General features: G+C 52.4%; 18 protein-coding genes and 1 riboswitch. Of the genes, 10 read left to right on the top strand and 8 right to left on the bottom strand.

The genetic code is table 11. The features are described 5' to 3' along the window. Positions 1-36: 36 nt before the first annotated feature. The gene (gene tatA, locus K7X24_RS16855; RefSeq protein ID WP_010298753.1) at positions 37-234 is read right to left on the bottom strand and encodes a Sec-independent protein translocase subunit TatA; all 198 of its coding nucleotides are present in this window, start codon (positions 232-234) and stop codon (positions 37-39) included. A gap of 502 nt (positions 235-736) precedes the next feature. After that, a riboswitch (Fluoride riboswitch) is annotated at positions 737-841 on the top strand. 99 nt (positions 842-940) lie between these two features. Between tatA and crcB the strand changes: the two genes are divergently transcribed. Next, positions 941-1,324: a fluoride efflux transporter CrcB gene (gene crcB, locus K7X24_RS16850; protein ID WP_107332534.1), complete on the top strand. Its 384-nt coding sequence runs from the start codon at positions 941-943 to the stop codon at positions 1,322-1,324. Positions 1,325-1,405: 81 nt separating this feature from the next. Here the strand turns inward: crcB and cspE are convergent, their stop codons facing one another. After that, positions 1,406-1,615, bottom strand: a complete 210-nt coding sequence (gene cspE / locus K7X24_RS16845; protein WP_005976270.1) for a transcription antiterminator/RNA stability regulator CspE — start codon at positions 1,613-1,615, stop codon at positions 1,406-1,408. 217 nt (positions 1,616-1,832) lie between these two features. Here cspE and K7X24_RS16840 point away from each other — a divergent pair, with 217 nt between their 5' ends. Continuing rightward, positions 1,833-2,543: an aspartate/glutamate racemase family protein gene (locus tag K7X24_RS16840; RefSeq protein WP_224556033.1), complete on the top strand. Its 711-nt coding sequence runs from the start codon at positions 1,833-1,835 to the stop codon at positions 2,541-2,543. A 170-nt stretch (positions 2,544-2,713) separates the two neighbouring features. Here the strand turns inward: K7X24_RS16840 and ypfM are convergent, their stop codons facing one another. Further along, entirely contained in the window at positions 2,714-2,773 is a 60-nt protein-coding gene (ypfM, locus tag K7X24_RS22200; RefSeq protein WP_137739554.1) for a protein YpfM, read from the bottom strand. A gap of 233 nt (positions 2,774-3,006) precedes the next feature. On the opposite strand from ypfM, the gene K7X24_RS16830 reads away from it, so the two are divergent. The 4 genes from K7X24_RS16830 to K7X24_RS16815 are packed head-to-tail and all read left to right on the top strand — an operon-like array spanning position 3,007 to position 5,381. Next, positions 3,007-3,384: an ArsC family reductase gene (locus K7X24_RS16830; RefSeq protein WP_224556031.1), complete on the top strand. Its 378-nt coding sequence runs from the start codon at positions 3,007-3,009 to the stop codon at positions 3,382-3,384. A gap of 1 nt (position 3,385) precedes the next feature. Then, positions 3,386-4,513: a succinyl-diaminopimelate desuccinylase gene (gene dapE, locus K7X24_RS16825; protein ID WP_224556029.1), complete on the top strand. Its 1,128-nt coding sequence runs from the start codon at positions 3,386-3,388 to the stop codon at positions 4,511-4,513. Then, positions 4,510-5,184 (top strand): M15 family metallopeptidase, encoded by a 675-nt coding sequence (locus K7X24_RS16820; RefSeq protein ID WP_224556022.1) that lies wholly within the window; start codon positions 4,510-4,512, stop codon positions 5,182-5,184. Before dapE ends, K7X24_RS16820 begins: the two co-directional genes overlap by 4 nt. 2 nt (positions 5,185-5,186) lie before the next feature. Beyond that, positions 5,187-5,381 carry a YpfN family protein gene (locus K7X24_RS16815; RefSeq protein WP_010309028.1) on the top strand — a complete coding sequence of 65 codons (195 nt, stop codon included), beginning with the start codon at positions 5,187-5,189 and terminating at the stop codon, positions 5,379-5,381. 81 nt (positions 5,382-5,462) lie between these two features. Here the strand turns inward: K7X24_RS16815 and K7X24_RS16810 are convergent, their stop codons facing one another. The 3 genes from K7X24_RS16810 to K7X24_RS16800 all read right to left on the bottom strand — a co-directional run bounded on the left by K7X24_RS16810 (position 5,463) and on the right by K7X24_RS16800 (position 8,514). After that, positions 5,463-7,133, bottom strand: coding sequence for a methyl-accepting chemotaxis protein (locus tag K7X24_RS16810; protein WP_224556018.1), 1,671 nt, complete (start codon positions 7,131-7,133; stop codon positions 5,463-5,465). Between the two features lie 371 nt (positions 7,134-7,504). Further along, the gene (gene ypfH, locus K7X24_RS16805; RefSeq protein WP_224556014.1) at positions 7,505-8,122 is read right to left on the bottom strand and encodes an esterase; all 618 of its coding nucleotides are present in this window, start codon (positions 8,120-8,122) and stop codon (positions 7,505-7,507) included. Positions 8,123-8,286: 164 nt separating this feature from the next. Continuing rightward, a complete protein-coding gene (locus K7X24_RS16800) occupies positions 8,287-8,514 on the bottom strand; it encodes a DUF1272 domain-containing protein (protein WP_039488856.1) in 228 nt (75 codons plus the stop codon). Between the two features lie 228 nt (positions 8,515-8,742). On the opposite strand from K7X24_RS16800, the gene K7X24_RS16795 reads away from it, so the two are divergent. Both K7X24_RS16795 and K7X24_RS16790 read left to right on the top strand, forming a co-directional pair. Then, on the top strand, positions 8,743-11,697 hold the full coding sequence (locus K7X24_RS16795; RefSeq protein WP_224556013.1) for an autotransporter domain-containing protein: 2,955 nt from the start codon (positions 8,743-8,745) through the stop codon (positions 11,695-11,697). A gap of 147 nt (positions 11,698-11,844) precedes the next feature. Continuing rightward, complete coding sequence (locus K7X24_RS16790) at positions 11,845-12,216, top strand: hypothetical protein (protein ID WP_224556009.1); 372 nt, start codon at positions 11,845-11,847, stop codon at positions 12,214-12,216. A gap of 92 nt (positions 12,217-12,308) precedes the next feature. Here K7X24_RS16790 and K7X24_RS16785 read toward each other — a convergent pair whose 3' ends face one another. Together K7X24_RS16785 and K7X24_RS16780 are read right to left on the bottom strand one after the other, a co-directional pair. After that, positions 12,309-14,111 (bottom strand): ABC transporter ATP-binding protein/permease, encoded by a 1,803-nt coding sequence (locus tag K7X24_RS16785; protein WP_224556007.1) that lies wholly within the window; start codon positions 14,109-14,111, stop codon positions 12,309-12,311. Between the two features lie 61 nt (positions 14,112-14,172). Continuing rightward, a complete protein-coding gene (locus K7X24_RS16780; protein WP_224555996.1) occupies positions 14,173-16,548 on the bottom strand; it encodes a TonB-dependent siderophore receptor in 2,376 nt (791 codons plus the stop codon). Between the two features lie 411 nt (positions 16,549-16,959). Here K7X24_RS16780 and K7X24_RS16775 point away from each other — a divergent pair, with 411 nt between their 5' ends. Beyond that, entirely contained in the window at positions 16,960-17,481 is a 522-nt protein-coding gene (locus tag K7X24_RS16775) for a sigma-70 family RNA polymerase sigma factor (protein WP_010301596.1), read from the top strand. 9 nt (positions 17,482-17,490) lie between these two features. Next, positions 17,491-18,459, top strand: coding sequence for a FecR family protein (locus K7X24_RS16770; RefSeq protein ID WP_224555994.1), 969 nt, complete (start codon positions 17,491-17,493; stop codon positions 18,457-18,459). Position 18,460 lies beyond the last annotated feature (1 nt).

Here is an 18,460-nt window from a genome sequence, read left to right as displayed (position 1 = left end):
CGGCTATTGCCGTCCGTTTTGCTGTGTGAGATGCGATCAGGATTCTTTACGAGAAGAATCATTCAGCGCTGTCGTATCATCCGTCTTCGCCGGTTGATCGTCATTCATCGCCTTCTTGAAGCCTTTAATCGCCGCGCCCAAATCACCGCCGAGGCTACGAAGTTTATTCGTACCGAACAGCAGAATGATTAATGCGCCAATCACCAACAGCTTGGCAATACTGATACCTTCCATACAAACCTACCTGATTTACAGAGGCTGGAGACGCCAGCAAACGAGACTATTTTCTTCTCTACAAAGCACGCTGTAGAAAAAATCTTCAGTGCTTTATACTCTAAATAATTCGAGTTGCAGGACAAAACGTTAACGTTTTGAACAGCGCTTGCGCTGACCCCAAAGGGGTGAGGCCACAAGGCCGAATCACGCGGCAAGAGAAGGACAAATTCGTCGGGAACGAATTTGTCCAGCCAACGGCTGACCTCCGGTGAGAGACAGGATGTCTCTCATTTCATCCCGATGAGCTTACTCAAGTAAGTGATTCGGGTGAGTGAATGCAGCCAACGCACATGCAGCTTGAAGTATGACGAGTATATGTAAAACCTTATGCAGCACGATACAATCTCCATCTGTAACAAAGTAAGACGCTGCAAAAGTGCTTTCGCCCGCATTCAGATTGCTTTACAACTTTCGCCCCGACATCACTACAAAAATCCCGTCTGACGGCGTACACTTTCCTCACTAAAGCGGAGATGACATTCCTCCCTACCCTCGCGCAGCCAAAACGCTGGCAGCCTTAAAAATAGGGTACAACCGCCACTCGGCTAATGATGTCTACGTCCACCTCGCAGAGAGGGCGTAGCGTCTTGCCCAATACTCTCCGAGATCGTAAAAATAATCGATGTAAAAGCAATCCAGCAAAAACAACCCAAGAAAGGTTTCTATGTTTAGTACATTACTCGCGGTATTTATTGGTGGCGGAGTCGGTAGCGTGGCGCGTTGGCAGTTGGGAATGAAGTTTAACAATCTGTACCCGTCACTGCCTTTGGGCACGCTGCTTGCCAACCTGATTGGGGCTTTCGTTATTGGCGGCGCGTTAGCCTTCTTCCTGCGCCATCCTCATCTCGATCAAGACTGGAAAATATTGATTACCACCGGACTGTGCGGCGGATTAACGACGTTTTCGACCTTTTCTGCTGAAGTCGTCATGTTCCTACAAAGCGGGCAGCTAGCGGCGGCGGGGTTACATGTGTTGTTGAATCTGGCGGGTTCGTTGCTCATGACCGCACTGGCGTTTACTCTGGTCACGTGGGTGACAACACACTGAGGTCATGTGGAAATTGATAGCACGTGGAAAATGAAGCAAAAAAAACCCGCCATCGGCGGGTTTTTCACGAAATCGGTATAATTAAATAGCGTTAACGTTAGCAGCTGAAGGACCTTTGGCACCGTCAGTGATTTCGAACTCTACACGCTGACCTTCAGCCAGAGTTTTGAAACCATTGCTCTGGATGGCAGAGAAGTGTACGAACACGTCTTTGCTACCATCTTCAGGAGTGATGAAACCGAAGCCTTTAGACTCATTGAACCACTTAACACTACCTTTAATCTTAGACATCAAACTTACCTTTACATGAATGAAAGACACAAAATCTGTGTCAGGTACAGTACAACAATAGATTGGCCTTTTGTCCAGTTGAAGTTGGATAAAAAGCGATAAAAGTCGCTAAAAATGTATACCGCGCAACTCCGCTGTCCTATTTTAACCCGATGCAGAACGCAGAGAGTTCAGTTCTGGCCGATTCATCACTTTTTACGATATGAAGGAAGGCACCATGGTAAACAAAACGCTGGGTCTGATCGGGGGCATGAGTTGGGAATCCACGATTCCGTATTACCGCATTATCAACGAATATGTGAAGAATCAACTTGGCGGCCTGCACTCCGCCAAAATCATCCTGCACAGCGTCGATTTCCACGAGATCGAACGGTTGCAGTCACAAGGTGATTGGGAGCAAGCAGCCGCCGTACTCGGCAATATTGCGGTGGGATTACGTCAGGCAGGCGCAGAGGCGATCGTCATCTGCACCAACACCATGCATAAAGTGGCCGATGACGTTGAACGGGCCTGCAAGCTTCCCCTTTTGCATATTGCCGATGCCACCGGTACCAGTCTGAAACAACATGGATTGAAGAAAGTCGGTTTGCTTGGAACCCGCTACACAATGGAGCAGGATTTTTATCGCCAGCGCATCCAGGAACGATTTGGTGTGGAGGTGATGGTTCCTGACCATGAGGGTAAAGAAGCCGTTAATCGCATCATTTACGACGAGCTGTGTCTGGGAAACATCAACGACGCATCAAGGCAGGTCTATCGGGACATTATCGAGCAGCTTGAACAGCAAGGCGCGGAAGGCATCATTCTGGGTTGTACGGAGATCCCGCTATTAATCAGTGCCCAGGATGCGAAGGTTCCTCTTTTTGATACCAGCAGGCTCCACGCGATTGCCGCTGCGAAATTTGCGCTTAGCCAGTCATCATCATGAATTAACTAGATAAAATAAAACTCATACGCAGACTAATAATAGCCTCTTTTATTTACTCAGGTTTCCCCTTTTCACAAAGAAAAAAAGCAGTATTGAGAGACTCAACACTGCTTTATTCGTATGATTTTATTCCTGGTATGGTATGCAATGACTAACAGTACTTCTCGTTATTATTTACGTAACATTGCTTCAATAAAATCTTTCCAAGTACTCACTTCTACTTCTACCATGCGAACCTCTTGGTGATTAACGGCGACGCATTATATGCACACTTTTTAATCAGGCAAAAGTGTTGTGAAAGTATAAAAATCATACTTCCTCACATTTCTGCAACACAGTTCACAGTAGATCTCCCCGCCTTTTTTCGGCATGCTGGGCTATCGCACGATTAGGCTCAGTCAGGGCGTGCTGTCCTGAACAGCAATCGTCATGCAACCCAATAAGCAGAAAGGATTTTATCCCTATGGCGCTGACCATGTACGGCATCAAAAACTGTGACACTATAAAGAAAGCGCGCCGCTGGCTGGACGATCAAGAGGTGGCGTATCGCTTCCATGACTACCGTGCCGACGGTCTGGATGAACAGCAGCTACAGCGTTTTATCGACCAACTGGGGTTTCAGGCCTTACTCAACACGCGCGGAACGACATGGCGTAAGCTCAGCGAAGAATGGCGTGAACAGATCACCAGCGATACCCGCGACAGCGCAGAGGCCGCCAAAAACCTGATGCTGGAGCAGCCAGCAGTGATTAAACGGCCGTTGCTGATGACCGATGACGGCCACGCGCTGCTTGGTTTCAGTATCGACAGCTACCAGAAATTTATTGCGGAGAACAAATAACGTGTCTTGCCCAGTCATAGAACTCGCTCAACAGTTAATTAAACGCCCTTCCCTCAGCCCGCATGACGAGGGTTGCCAGGCGCTCATGATTGAACGCCTGACGGCGATTGGCTTTACCGTCGAAGCGATGGATTTTGGCGATACCCAGAATTTCTGGGCATGGCGCGGCACAGGGAAAACGCTGGCCTTCGCCGGACACACCGATGTGGTTCCCAGCGGTGATGAAAGTCACTGGCAGCATCCACCGTTTGAACCCATCATTCGTGACGGCATGCTGTACGGTCGCGGCGCAGCGGACATGAAAGGTTCACTGGCTGCAATGGTGATTGCCGCCGAGCGCTTTGTCGCCGCCCATCCTAATCATCAGGGGCGTCTGGCGTTCCTGATTACCTCGGACGAAGAAGCCAGCGCCGTTAACGGCACCGTAAAAGTGGTTGAGGCGCTGATGGCACGCAACGAGCAGTTGGACTACTGTCTGGTCGGCGAGCCGTCCAGTACACATGTTGTGGGCGATGTGGTAAAAAACGGCCGTCGTGGTTCTATCACCGCGAATCTGCGCGTACACGGCGTGCAAGGGCACGTTGCCTATCCTCATCTGGCGGACAACCCCGTTCACCGTGCAGCCCCGGTGCTTAACGAACTGATCGCCACCGAGTGGGATCAGGGCAACGCTTTCTTCCCGCCAACCACCATGCAAATCGCCAATATTCAGGCAGGCACTGGCAGCAATAACGTCATCCCCGGCGAGCTGTCTGTGCAGTTCAATTTCCGTTTCAGCACCGAATTGACGGATGTCTTAATCCAGCAGCGCGTGGCTGAATTATTGGATCGCCATCAGCTTAACTACACCATCGACTGGAAGCTCTCCGGCCAGCCATTCCTGACCGCACGCGGCGAACTGGTCGATGCCGTAGTGAATGCCGTCACGCATTACAACGAGGTCACCCCAGAGCTGCTGACCACCGGCGGCACCTCCGATGGCCGTTTCATCGCTCGTATGGGCGCGCAGGTCGTTGAACTGGGCCCCGTCAATGCCACGATCCACAAAGTCGATGAATGCGTCAGCGCAGCAGACCTACAGCTACTGAGCCGCATGTATCAGCGCATTATGGAGCAGCTCATCGCATGATGACGCCAGCTACGTTAACCGGTAAAAGCGACCAGCATCTGGTCGCTTTACACGGCCATCATCGTCTTCAGCCGGAGGCGGTAACCGCGTTTCTGGCGCTACAGCAGGCGGCAAAAGCGGCGGGATTTAACCTACAGCCCGCCAGTACGTTTCGTGATTTCGAGCGCCAGCGTCAGATCTGGAATGGCAAATTTCGCGGCAAGCGTCCCGTTATGGATGCCAACAGTCAGCCGCTGGACGTGTTATCTCTGGATGAAGGCGAGCGCTGTGAAGCGATTCTGCGCTGGTCTGCCATGCCCGGTTCCAGCCGCCACCATTGGGGCAGCGATCTCGATATCTACGATCCCGATTTATTACCCGCAGGCCGTTCGCTCCAGTTGGAGCCGTGGGAATATGAAGAAGGCGGTTACTTTGCCGCACTGAACGCGTGGCTGAGTGCACACATGCATGAATACGGTTTTTATCGGCCTTATGCGCACGATCTCGGCGGTGTCGCAGCCGAACTCTGGCATATCAGCTATTATCCACTAGCACAGTATGCGGAAGAACAGCTTACACCCGACCTCATTCTTGCCGCCTGGCAAAATGAAGACATTGCTGGCTACCACTGGCTTTGCCAGAACTTGCCGCAGCTGTTTACCCGTTATATTCATAATGTTGATGAGGCGTAACCATGGCGTGGCTGGCTGATTACTGGTGGATAATTCTGATTGTCCTGATAGGCATGCTGATTAACGGCATCAAAGAATTGCGCAACGTTGACCATACGCGTTTTCTACTCAACAAACCGAAATTGCCCCCGCATCGTGACAACAACGACAAGTGGGACAAGGAAGAAGACGAAGACTGGCCGAAGAAAAAACCCTGACACCGATCATCGCCAAACCGCCTGCGCGCGAGCTAAGCCCCGCGCGGCAGGCGGTTACTTCCGTTAAAACGCTCACGTCTGCTAAAACGTTTCCCAATTCGCATTCGATGACTCGGCATGGGCGGGTTTAGGTAACAGTGACTTTGGTAATGCAGCAAGCGAAGGCGCGCGCTCGGCACGATGTTCCTGCGCTGCTGCCTGATCAATCTTGAACACCGCTACCGCGTTCTGTAAATATCTGGCCTGCTCTTCCAATGCCGCCGCAGCAGACGCGGATTCTTCCACCAGCGAGGCGTTCTGCTGGGTAACACGATCCATTTCATTGACCGCCTGCCCAACCTGATCGATCCCACGGCTTTGCTCATCGGATGCCGACGAAATTTCCCCCATAATATCCGTTACCCGACTCACCGCGCCGACGATTTCTTTCATCGTGTCACCCGCGTCTTTCACCTGCAAAGACCCGGTATTGGCGCGGCTCACCGAATCATCAATCAGCGTTTTGATTTCTTTGGCAGCCTGGGCACTGCGCTGCGCCAGCGTTCGTACTTCGCCCGCCACCACGGCAAAGCCTCGCCCTTGCTCCCCGGCACGCGCCGCTTCTACCGCCGCATTCAGCGCCAGGATATTGGTTTGGAAGGCGATGCTATCAATCACGCTGGTGATGTGGGCGATTTTTTGTGAACTGTCGGCGATCTCATTCATCGTTTTCACAACATTATCGACGACAGTGCCGCCTTTATTGGCTGTTTCCGACGCATTTTTTGCCAGCAGCGTAGCCTGACGCGCGTTGTCTGAGTTCTGCTTCACCGTTGAGGTCAGTTGCTCCATGCTAGCCGCGGTTTCCTGTAGCGATGCAGCTTGTTGCTCCGTGCGCGAAGACAGATCGTTACTGCCCACCGAAATTTCACTGGCCCCAGCATGGATGGAGTGGGAGCTGTCGCGCACCAGACTGACGGTGCGGATTAATGACTGCTGCATATGATGTAGCCCTGCCGCAAGCTGGCTCATCTCATTGCGCCCGGTCGCATCAATAGGATGTGTCAGATTGCCCTCGGCAATCGCGCTGATATGCCGCATGAGCGTACGCAACGGATGCAAAAGAATACGCTGCAACCCGATCCAACTGAGGATAATCACCAGCACGACGACCACAGAGAGTGCACCCAGAAGCCACAGCATCGTTTCAAATGCCGCGTGGTTTTCCTGTAGCCCATCATCCGACAGCTGGTTTTGTGCCGCTCGCCACGTAATATAGGCGTCCTGCATAGCCACGTTAAGCGGCGTCGCACCGCTACTCAATTTCATCGCCGCCCCCGCTAACCCACCGGAAAGCGAATCCACAATATCATTCAGTAGCTTGTCGTAAGCAGTATAGCTCGCCTCAAGCTTTTTGGATAACGCGTCATCCAACCCGGGCGTATTAGGCAGAGACAAATAGTGTTTATAACTACTCTCTGAGGCGGCCAATTGCGATTTTGCTTGCTGTAAGAAAGCCTGCATAGCCTCTTTGTCCGCATTCCCCATCATCATGTTTTGTATAATAGAACCGATAGTGATGCGCGTCTGATTCATCATAATCCATGCATCAGTAAAGGCGGCTACATTCTGGTTAGAGCGTTGGGAGACAAGGAATCCCTCTCTGTCGTTAATCAGTGCGCGAACGGATAGCGCACCGGTTAAGAATTGAGATATCCCCAAAACAAACAATAAGATAACAAGGATGGTAATGACTTTAATACGCTTAAACATGGCACACCCTCTTTTTCCATAAGGATGTGATATTTATATCTGAAAAAATAAGATAAATATTGAACACTCAACACAAATAAAAATATTGCCTATATTATTTAACATCCCAATATGGACTATATTATTTTTAATATGGATAAAACCTCATCTCTAAAAATAGAGTCTCCATTTTGAATAGAAGAAGTGAAAGAATGAGCAATAAGATAATTTGATGGAATAAAGATTAGGTCATTCGAGTGGAATGATAAAGCGTGAACGGGTTGAACAGCGTAAGGCGTTGATCCTTTAAAGCCAGCCCATAAAGAACCGAGCATTTAAGGGAACCAACGCACATGCAGTTTGAAGTATGGCGGGTATAGCGGGATAGATTTTTATTTGAGGTAAGACAACGCCTGTTTCAACATCCGTTCATCAATGCCGTGTCCGACAGCGGGAGCAACATCCAACGTAAACGACGTCCCCAGCTCCTGAAAGCGCTGAGCGGCAGCGTGAGCATGTCCAACCACAATCACGCCGTCCGCTTCACCGTGAATCAGGTGTACCGCGACATCGGCAAATGCCTTTTCTGGCAACACAGCAAAGCGACCGCTGAACGCGATAATGTGCCCAGCCAGCGAGGATTCAGACTTCAACGCCTCCAGCGACATAATACTGCCCTGCGAAAAACCCACCAGCACGGTGTGTTCCGCACTCATACCACTTTGCTCCTGCCAGTGGCGTACGGTATCAATAAAACGCGGCAGGTTTGCTTCAATACGGGAGAAACGATTCTCTTCCGTGATTCCCTGAACAGAGAACCACTGCCGCCCGTCGCCATAGCCGCTGCTGAACGGTCCAGCAATGCTGACCACCGTTGCCTGCGGCAACGCGGCAGCAAAATAGCGCCCAATCTGCGCCATGCCTGCCGCGGTATCGCCCACACCATGAAACAGCAGGATTAACCGATTTGCTTCCGAAGGCTGCTGAACAACAACATAATCTTGACTCACGTTTCTCTCCTGAAGGCATGCGCCGAAGGCGTCACCTGCCGATATTCGTCATAAGGTACGGTTAATCCTCACTATACGCCGTGCACTAACAGGAGAAATCGGGAATTACTGAACGAGATGTTCCATTTTTTGCAACGACAGACAGAGATGCTCGCCCCTCCCTGTCAATGCGGTTTGATAATCCGGATCGTTGACGCCGGATCGTTCGCCAGACAGCGGGCCGGGCGTACCGGCCGTTTAACCAGTTCTCCACCGCAGTTCGGGCAGGCGTGGTGAAAGACGGAATCCGCACAGTCAGGACAGAACGTACACTCATAGGAACAGATATACGTTTCGGCATCCGGCGGCAAATCACAATCGCAGTGCTCACAGTTAGGGCGTAATTCCAGCATCGGCTTATCCTGACTCAGCAAAAATAATGGGTTTCTCGCTGTCACTTTCCTGTGGTTATTGCACAAAGATCAGTGAAGGGGAATGAAGTTCTTTTCTACCAGAAACTGCCCTTCATGCAAATAACGTTTATTCACCAGAATAACGCCTCTCATTAGCGGCAATTGGCTTTCCAAATCCCTGTTTCTTTGGGAGGCGGTTCCATGTTCTAAAAATACAGGGAAAATAAAATGACAGCAGCGCGGCGATTCTCATTAAAAAGAACCGTTTCATTAAAAAATCACGTATTCAGGCAATCAATCATCGCGGCCAATATCAGTCTCGCATTGCTGATGTTGGCAGGCTGCGGCAGTGGTGGAGGTGGCGGCGGTGAAACCGCCAGCGTCGCGCCAACATCGCCGCCCACAACGACACCGACTACGCCGACTACGCCAACCACACCTACGACGCCGGAAACGCCGACAGCATCCGCCGTTAAAGTCGGGATTATTGATTCCGGGCTGGAAGCGGCTCGCCCAGAATTTAATTACAGCAATCTCCATTTCACCTCTTTTGTCGGCGGTTCACAGCTTAACGATAATCAGGGCGTTAACGGCCACGGCACACTGGTGGCACTGGCGCTGGCAGGTCTGGCGACGGAAAGCTATGCGGGAGGCGTCGCACCGGACAGCGAACTCTATATTGCGCAAACATCGTTGAACAACCGCTTTGACTATCAAAACACTACCTCCGCCGTGAATTGGCTGCTCAATTCAGGCGTGAAAATCATCAACATGTCCTATGCGAACGATGAGCGTCTGACAACCGCCGAACAACTGGGCAACGCCAGAAACAATTTTGGCTATCTTTTAATCCGTAACGAATTGAAAAGCATCGTCGATGCGGAAGCGCTAAGCATTGTCGCCACGGGGAACAATGCCACCTCCACGCCGTCACCCAATGTCCAGATCCCACTGATTTTTGGCGAGACCTCGCTGCAAAAAGGCATTTTGGCCGTTACGGGCTACATCCCCGAATGGGTCGGGCAGGAAGGCACTGAACGCCCTGCTGAACTTTATCTTTTTGATAAGTGTGGCAATGCTGCCGCCTATTGCATGAGTGCGCCAGGCTATGTTGATTATCCCGTTTCGGACAGCAGTTCTTCAGAACGAGCTCACGGTACCTCCTTCGCGGCTCCACGCGTTGCAGGCGGTGCTTCGCGGGTACAGGCCGTCTACCCGTGGATGACCGGATATAACCTGCAACAGACGTTGCTCACTACCGCGACCTACCACACCGATGGGTATACTCGCTACGACGCAGAGAATTCTTACTACGAAATCATCCGAGACAGCGACGGCAACGTCACAGGAAGTGTTTTCCATCCGGCCTATATTTCGGTAGCCGACACCGCCAACGGACGCCCTTATAACGATACCTTTGGCTGGGGCGATCTGAACGTCGAAAAAGCGGTAAAAGGCCCGGCCATGTTTTATGCCGATAACTTCACCGCGCGTTTAACCGCAGGCGACTACACGTTCGCTAACGATATCAGCGGCGATTACGGCCTGATCGTTAACGGTGACAGCAATGCGGGAGGCGTTCTGCATTTGACTGGCAACAACACCTATAAAGGCGATACGCAAATCACCGCTAACAGCCTGTACGTTGACGGCTCCATTGCGGGTAACGCCAGCGTATCCGGCTCTGGCACGCTGGCAGGAAAAGGCCGCATTGGCGGCAATGTGAGTAACACGGGCCTTGTTGCCACCACCGCAGACGGTGGGCTGACCGTCGCCGGTAATTACACTCAGGGCAGCAACGGCCTGCTGAGCGTGACGCTAGCGAATCCGTTCACCGTGGAAGGCAGTGCAGCACTGGATGGCACATTGCGCGTTGGCCTGCCCAGCAATACCTACATTGTCCAAACGCAGGAAACACTGCTGCACAGCAATCAGGGTATCAGCGGCACGTTTCGCACTACCGATCTGGGGTTATTCCTGACGGGAAACCTGACTTACGGCAGCAACGATGTCACAGGCGCATTCAGCCGCCTGAACACCGTAGAGGCAGCCACCAGCAGCGGCTTGCACAGCGCCGCACAGTTGCAGACCGCCGCCAATATCGAATCGGCGCTACAGGTTGCCGACCGCTGGTCAACCTTGTCCTCAACCAACGAACAGCAATCCAGTTTGCTGGCGAAAGCTGCCGCCTTCCAGCAGTTAGGCAGCGCGAGTGCCGCCGCTACCGCGCTGGATTCGCTATCCGGTCAGGCACACGCCTCCAGCAACGCCATTTTGTTTAACAGTCTGGATTATCAGAACCAGCTCCTGAACAACCGACTGGATCTGTTAGGAAGCGGGAAAAACTACGGGCTGTGGATTGAAACCGGCAAGCTGCGCGGCGACCTGAATCAATCAGGCTATCTGGGCAGCCATTACGATATCACCCTGACCGCCATCGGTACGGACACCGACTTCAACACACCGGGGCTGCGCGCTGGGATTGCCTATACCAACAGCCAGATCAAAGCAGACTACGACGGTAGCGGCGGCAGCAGTGAGAATGAACTGCATGGGGTGATGACCTATGCGCGCTATAACCTCACACCAGAATGGTACGTTCAGGGCAACCTGAGCTATCAGCACGGCCGCGATAAGCTGAAGCGCTCTATTCTGCTGAACAATGTCGAAGCCGTTTCCAGCAGCACTTCAAGCGATAGCTGGCAGAGCCTGCTCAAAACCGGCTACGAGTTGGCGCTCAACGATATCTTTAGCGTACAGCCCTATGCAGGACTCAAGTACAGCTACCTGTCCACTGGAGGTTTTACGGATACCGACAGCGCATTGGGTCTGACAGGCGAAGGCAACGATTATTCCCGTACCGTAGGTCTGACAGGGCTTAACCTACGCGCCCTGTTGCAATGGGATCAGGGATGGTGGAGCAGCGTCGGCGTGAGCGGCGAGTATCAGCATGCGTTCACCAACCCATCGCTTGATGTCTCCGCCCGCTGGAGCGGACTGGGCCGCGAAGGAGAACGCCTCGATATTCCGGGCATTCGACTGGATAAAGACTCGCAGTGGGCGGGCGTGAGACTGGACGTCGGTAAAGCGGCGGATGCCCGTTTCTTCCTGCGTGCTGACAAACATTTTGCCGATCGTGGTAACGAAGAAGTGCTGCGCGGCGGCGTCGACGTTTCCTTCTGATAACGCATGACGCCGATGGCATCATCCGTCGGCGTCTTTTTGAGGGGAAGAATACCGCTTGGTTTTTTGATAATGTGCTGCAAAAATTCGTAGGTCGCACCCGAGAATGTAAAGTGTGATGATCTGGGTAAGATAAGGAAGAGCGAGATGACACGTGACAGAGATGAAATTTATCAGCTCGTGGGCGAGCTGTTGAGGGGCATCCAACATGGCGATCCCGTTGCTCTATTCGCTTTTGGCGTAAGCCCCACGATTTACGAAGAGATTCTTGAAGAACTGGATAGTGCGCAAGAAAATCTGGCAGATTTGACACTTCCACCTTATGGCGTTGCTTTTACCGCTGATAAAACGGGCAGGATACCCCTATGCAGTTACGAGATTAACACCGACCCTCTGCGAAAGAGAGTCGATTGCCAGTTATGGTCTGGAAAGAAAAAAACCGACCTCATACTCATTGCCGATTACCCAGATCAACAGAAGAAAGTGCCTCTGGTTTTCCGACTCTTGGAGACGCAGTAATCCAATCCCTATTGGGTACGCCGATCGGGCGTCCTGTAGCCATGTGGATAAACCACAGGCATTAACCGATCGGACAGGGGGCCCTAAAAATATCACTCGCCACGCCAGGCAAGGCTGCGCTCAGCAAAAAACCTATCGGCGTTTTGAGGCGGCGGCGCGTCATCACCCGTTGCCGTCTCGCGTTCATGACGGCTGTCACTTTCAGCTAACGGTGTCAGATGCAGGTGATGAGTATGCAAGGCAGTCAGCGCTTCCCGATGCACCACGCTGATAATGGCGCTGTCAGGCAAGCCGGTGACCAGTGTCTGATAAACCCGCTGCTCGGTCTCAGGATCGAGCGCGCTCGTCGCTTCATCCAGGAAAAGAAAGTCGGGACGATGCAGCAATGTCCGGGCGATCGCCACTCGCTGCTGCTCGCCGCCGGATAACCGCTGCTGCCAGCGATCTTCGACATTCAGTTGCGAGGCCATGTCCGGTAATTCGCTGTCAATCAGTACCTGACGACACTGCTCGTCGGTGAAGTCCTGCTCGTTAGCGGGGTAGCACAGCGCGGCTTTCAGCGATCCCGTTGGAAGGTAGCTTTTTTGCGGTAAAAACAGATAGCGGCAGCGGCGAGGACGCGCAATCGCCCCGCTACCGTGATGCCATAGCCCGGCACAGGCGCGCAGCAACGTGCTTTTACCCACGCCGGACGCGCCGTTAATCATCCAGCGTTCACTGGGTAAAACCTGCCAGTCGTGTAATGCCGTCAGCGCACGACCATCCGGCGTGAGCAGCCGTAAACCCTGACAGGAAAATTCAGATCCATCGTGTTCCGTCACCCGAATAGGCGATGGCGACTGTTCGCTTTTATTCAGCGCTTCTTCCATATCCTGCAAACGCTTGGTCAGCGCCAGCCAGCGTGTGAAGGCCTGATACGCCTGCATAAAATAGCTCAGCGTCGCACCAAGAGAGCCGTAAGCCATCTGAATCCGCGTCATATCGCCAAAGGTAATTTCACCGCTTAATAAGAGCGGCAGCGCCAGAAGCGTCGGTAATGGCGAGAGGAAATGGCTAAACAGGCTCTGACCAAACGACACCTTAAAGCCGCGTAGCAGCACGGACAGCGCATTGTCACGCACGCGCGCAAACCGCTGGGCAAGCCGTTCGCCTTCGCGCGGCCCTCCCTGATAGAAAGCAATCTGTTCGGCATTTTCACGTAATTGAACGCCCAGAAAGCGGAAGTCACCTTCCGCATTCTGCTGGTTCATGTTCAGCTTGATCAAAGCCTTACCGAGCCAGTGCGACAGCAAAATCTGGAGAAAGTATTCGATATAAAGGGCATAGACCATATAGCCGGATATCGCCCAGTCGCTGCCCATAAACGAGAAGCGCAGCACCCCAGACACCGACCACAGCAGTGCCGTGTACGTTACGGTACTGATGATGACCGAGATAAGACTGAGAAAAAAATTCAGCGAGGCGGACACCAGCTCGTTAACGTCATCGGCAATACGCTGATCGATATTCGACAGCGCACCGTCCCGTTCTATTTCGTAATAAGCCGATGTCCCCGTCCAGCGCCGGATATAGTGGAGCGTCATCCAGGTACGCCAGCGCAACGCCAGATAGCCTTGACCGAGTACGTTTACCCATCTCAGCATCATCGCACTCAAACCGAGGATGAAACTGAAGATAAACAGTGGCTTTATTTGCTCCCAATCCAGCCCAATCAGCGCGTCGGTGAATTTCCCCGATATGCGGTTCGCCTCCACGCTGATGTAGGCCGTACCCAGATTGATGCTAATAATCACCACCAGAATAAACAGCGCCAGATACTTCTCTGGCGTCTGCCAATAGGGCATCAGAATCTGACCGATGCCCGGTCTTGTCGTACTCGTCTCACTTGCGTTCATGCGCCGTTTCTACCTGCTGATTCGTGTGAATGACCGTTCTCGTCATTTGTCGAACGGATGATCAAAACGAATACGTCCCGGTGAGACGCCACGTCCGCCCTTCTTTCACCCCGATATACAGCGGCGTGGTGCTGGTGTAGTAGATATCGCGATCGAAGACGTTATTAACCCCCAGCGTCAGCGACCAGTCAGGCTGGCGATAGAACACCGATGCATCGGTTGACGCCGAGCTGCCGATACTGAAGGCGTTATTGCTCGGACCGTTCTGCGTTTTCGATGAACCGCTGATACCGACTGAGGCACCCGCCCCCTGATAGCGCCCAGACTGCACTTCATAAGACGTCCACACGTTTCCAGAGTGGCGCGGCGTAATCGTGCTGCGAACGGTGGTAGGATCTTTATTATCCGAGTAGGTATAGCTGGCCGTGACGTCCCATCCCGGCAGCAAAGAGCCGTTCAGATCCACGTCAAAGCCTTCACTTTTGCGTCCCGTTGTCGCAATCGGGAAACCACTACTATCCGTTACCGTCAGGTTTTTTTGCTCAATGCTGAATACGGCTGTCGTCAGCGTCAGGTTATCGTCGAGCAGGTTGAATTTCAGTCCGGCCTCTTTAGACTGCCCCGTCGTTGGCGGGAGCTGGACACCAGAGCGCGAGACCTGCGCACTGCCGCTAAAGCTATTCAGCAAGTTGGCGTAAATCGTCACGTCCGGTGTGATATCGAAGCTGACGCCATAGTTGGGGATCCATTTGGTTGCGGTATACGTCGAGGCACGCGATCCCACCAGATAGCTGTTGTCCCATGTCGAACGTTTAACGGCCAGTTGGAAATGCAGGCGGTCAAAGACGTCAATCTGATCCTGGAACAAGAAACCGCTTTGAATCAGTTTGGAGGTATACGTCCGGCTGTTCGGTTCACCGATGCCGGGGAACACTAATGAATCCGGGTTATAGACATTGCCATTGGTCATCAGAATGAAGTTGCCGTCATAGCTGGCATAACGTTCATGCTTATAGTCATGACCGAACAGCAGCGTCTGGGTGACTGGCCCGGTTTCGATTTTTCCCCGAATGTCATTTTGTTGGCTCCACGTCTGATTGGTGGATTTATAAGCCAGCGGGTGGCTGGTTTTGTCGCCATTAGCGGCAATCAGCAGCGTTTCGTTCATCTTCATCTGAGACGCGGCGCTCTGAAAACCGGCTTTGCTATTGAACGTCCAATCGCCGACGAGCTTTTGCTCCAGCTCATAATACGCATTCGTCGTTTTTGTCTTGTTATGATCGTCTTTATCGCCCAGACGATATTCCGGCAGCTTCTGTATTCTCCCGTTGGCGTAAATCGTCCCGGCTGGCCCCGACTTACGCGCCTGATTCACTTCTGCGCCAACCGTGATCCGCGTCTTGTCATTCTGCCAGGTCAACGCGGGGGCTAAATAATCGCCGTGGTTGCCGTTGTAATCAGGAAAGGAATGCTGGGATTTCATGGTTGAGGCATTCAAACGGTAGCTAAGCGATTTGTCATCCGTAATCGCGCCGCCCAGATCGATAGCCGTTTTGAATTCTCCGTAACGCGCCGCTTCTACCTTGAGAACATGCAATGGCTCTGTGACCGGCTTTTTACGCACGACGTTAATCGTCCCTGCGGCGGAACTGCTCCCCGCCAGCACCGACTGTGGCCCCTTCAACACCTCGACACGTTCGATACCTTCAATTGACGTACCCTGACCGATCCCCGCGTTGCTGGAGCCAGAGAGGCCATCCGTCGCGCCGGACGTCACAGCATAGCCACGCATCCAGAATGTAGGCGTACCGCGGTTTGATTGTATGGTAACGACGCTGCCCGAGTTTTTTAACGCTTCTTCCAGCGATGTAGCCTGACGCGCATTAATCAGCTTATTACTGATAACCTGAACCGACTGCGCCGTTTGCTGCAACGATGTACTGGTGCGTAATGCCGAAGACGACGTGCTGGGGTTTAATACCGTTTCATCTTCACTGCCTGCATTTACCGTAATTGCTGGCAGCGTTTTATCGCTGGCCTGCGCCACTTCTGCATCATTGGCGCGGGAAGAAACAATGGTTAGCGTGCCATTGTCCGTCGTCGTCAGTAATAACGGCGTGCCTTGTAATAAACGCAGTATCGCCTGACGCGTTGAATAGTTGCCATTCAGCGCCGGACTCTGGTAATTCGCTACCAGCGCGGGATTAAAAGAGAGCGTTTGTTTGCTTTGATTGGCGATAGCCAATAACCCTTTTTGCAGGTCGCCCGCAGGAATAGAAAATGCCACGGTGTCATTTTCACCCGCCGCGTAGACAGCCATAGGAACAGCCGTTGCCCCCACGAATAACGCAGAATGAATCGCCAACATATTCGTGAAAAATAAGCGTTTCTTAAAACTTAACCCCAGAGCGGGAGAGGCTGCATTACGTTTTTTCATTTTTCCCTCGTCAATTGCTTCAACAAATCAGTTTTTATTGGTCTTCGTATGAGTTGTGCAATGACGATGAAAAAGTGACAGCAGGAAGTCATTTTTTCCCGTAATTATTTTTTTGCGGCAGCAAACATATTGATTTGGAAAATACTTTTTCTCTGTATTTTTTTACTCTGTGAAATACCGTTATCCAATCCGCCTTCTTTTTATTTCCTTTCACAGACATATCCGGAAATAGCCATTTACCCATTTCAGGCAATAACAGAACATTTCTAACTAACCATAGAAAAAAAACGTGGTTTGACTCCTGCAAATTTTGACTTAAAAACAGCACAGGACGCATCGTTCCTTTTGTTCTGCGGCCCTGGGGTATCCCGGCTCAAGCATTGTTGTGATTTACGCTATTTAAGGATGCCCATGTACACAGAGGCTGTTAAAAAACCCGACTTGCTGTCGCTGATATTTCGCAGCGATTATCGCTGGCTAACGGAAAAATTACGCCGCCGTATTGCCTACGGCTGTGAAGCGGAAGATGTCGCCTCCGAGGCATTTTTACGTTTAGCGTCTCTGCCGAATCTCGCCAACGTACAAGAACCGCGTGCGATGCTCACTACGCTCGCCAAACGCGTACTGTATGAAAACTGGCGTCGTCGCGATCTGGAAAAAGCCTATCTCACGGCGCTGGCAAGTAAACCTGAATTTCACCATCCGTCGCCGGAAGAGCAACAGCTTTTGATGGAAGCGCTGCTCACGATCGATCAGGCGCTGGATGGGCTATCCATCAAAGCACGACAGGCCTTTCTGTTCAGCCAGCTTGATGGCATGACCTATGCCGACATTGCCGTACAGCTCGATGTCTCCGCCAGTATGGTGAGGAAGTATATCGCCAAAGCGCTGACCAACTGCTATCTGGCCACGCAGGACAGCAGTGACTTATAGGTGAACCGCATGGCAAGACGACACATGGACGACCCGATTGCCGAAGAGGCAATTGAATGGATGGTGCTGCTGCGCTCCGGTGAAGCAACCCAGACCGATTACGATGAGTACCGCCGCTGGCGATACGAAAACCCGCTGCACGAGCGAGCCTGCCAACGCATTGAGCGAACGCTGGGGAAATTCCAGCCGCTGCTTGCCGTGCTGCCTCATGAGCCGATTCGTCAGGCGCTCTTAGCACCATCAGGCCGACGGAAAGTCCTGCAATATGGGCTGGGGATGGTGGCTGTCGCGTCGCTAAGCAGCCTGCTGCTTAATCAGCACTACCCTCTGTCACCGCTTGTGTCCGACGTAAAAACCGCAACGGCACAGCGCCAGCAGGTTCCACTCAGTGACGGCAGTATGCTCATGTTGAACGCGCGTACTGCAGTCGATATCAATGTGCACCCAGAAACGCCAGTGCGCCAGGTTGCGCTACATAACGGCGGTATCTTCGCCAATATTCAGCCAGATACGCAGCGCCCCTTCGTGATCGCCACAGGTATGGGCGATATCGTCGCCCTTCAGGCCAATGTGAACGTGCGTTATGAAAGCGGTGGCATCCATGTCGGCGTGCTGGACAACATCGCCAAAATAACCAACCACGCCGGACAAAGCCTGCGCCTTCACGCGGGTCAGGGTGTCTGGTTCGATCGTTCCACGCTCTATCAAGTCGCCGTTACGCCAGAATCAGAAACAGACTGGTTACACGGCCGGCTGGAAGTACGCGATCGTTCGTTGGCTTCCGTCATCAGTACGCTACGTGATTACACCCCCGGCATCATCCGGCTGGATCCCGCTATCGCCGATCTGCGCGTCAGCGGGAATTTCCCGCTCGATAATCTGAACTACACGCTGGATTCGCTGGCGCAAACCATGCCTATCGCGATTGTGCATACCACCGATTACTGGATACATATCCGCGCCGCCAGACCGACATAAA

The organism is Pectobacterium versatile (assembly GCF_020166435.1).
Lineage (GTDB): Bacteria > Pseudomonadota > Gammaproteobacteria > Enterobacterales > Enterobacteriaceae > Pectobacterium > Pectobacterium versatile.
Note: the sequence above shows the minus strand (reverse complement) of the source record. Positions and strands in the feature narration are given on the sequence as shown.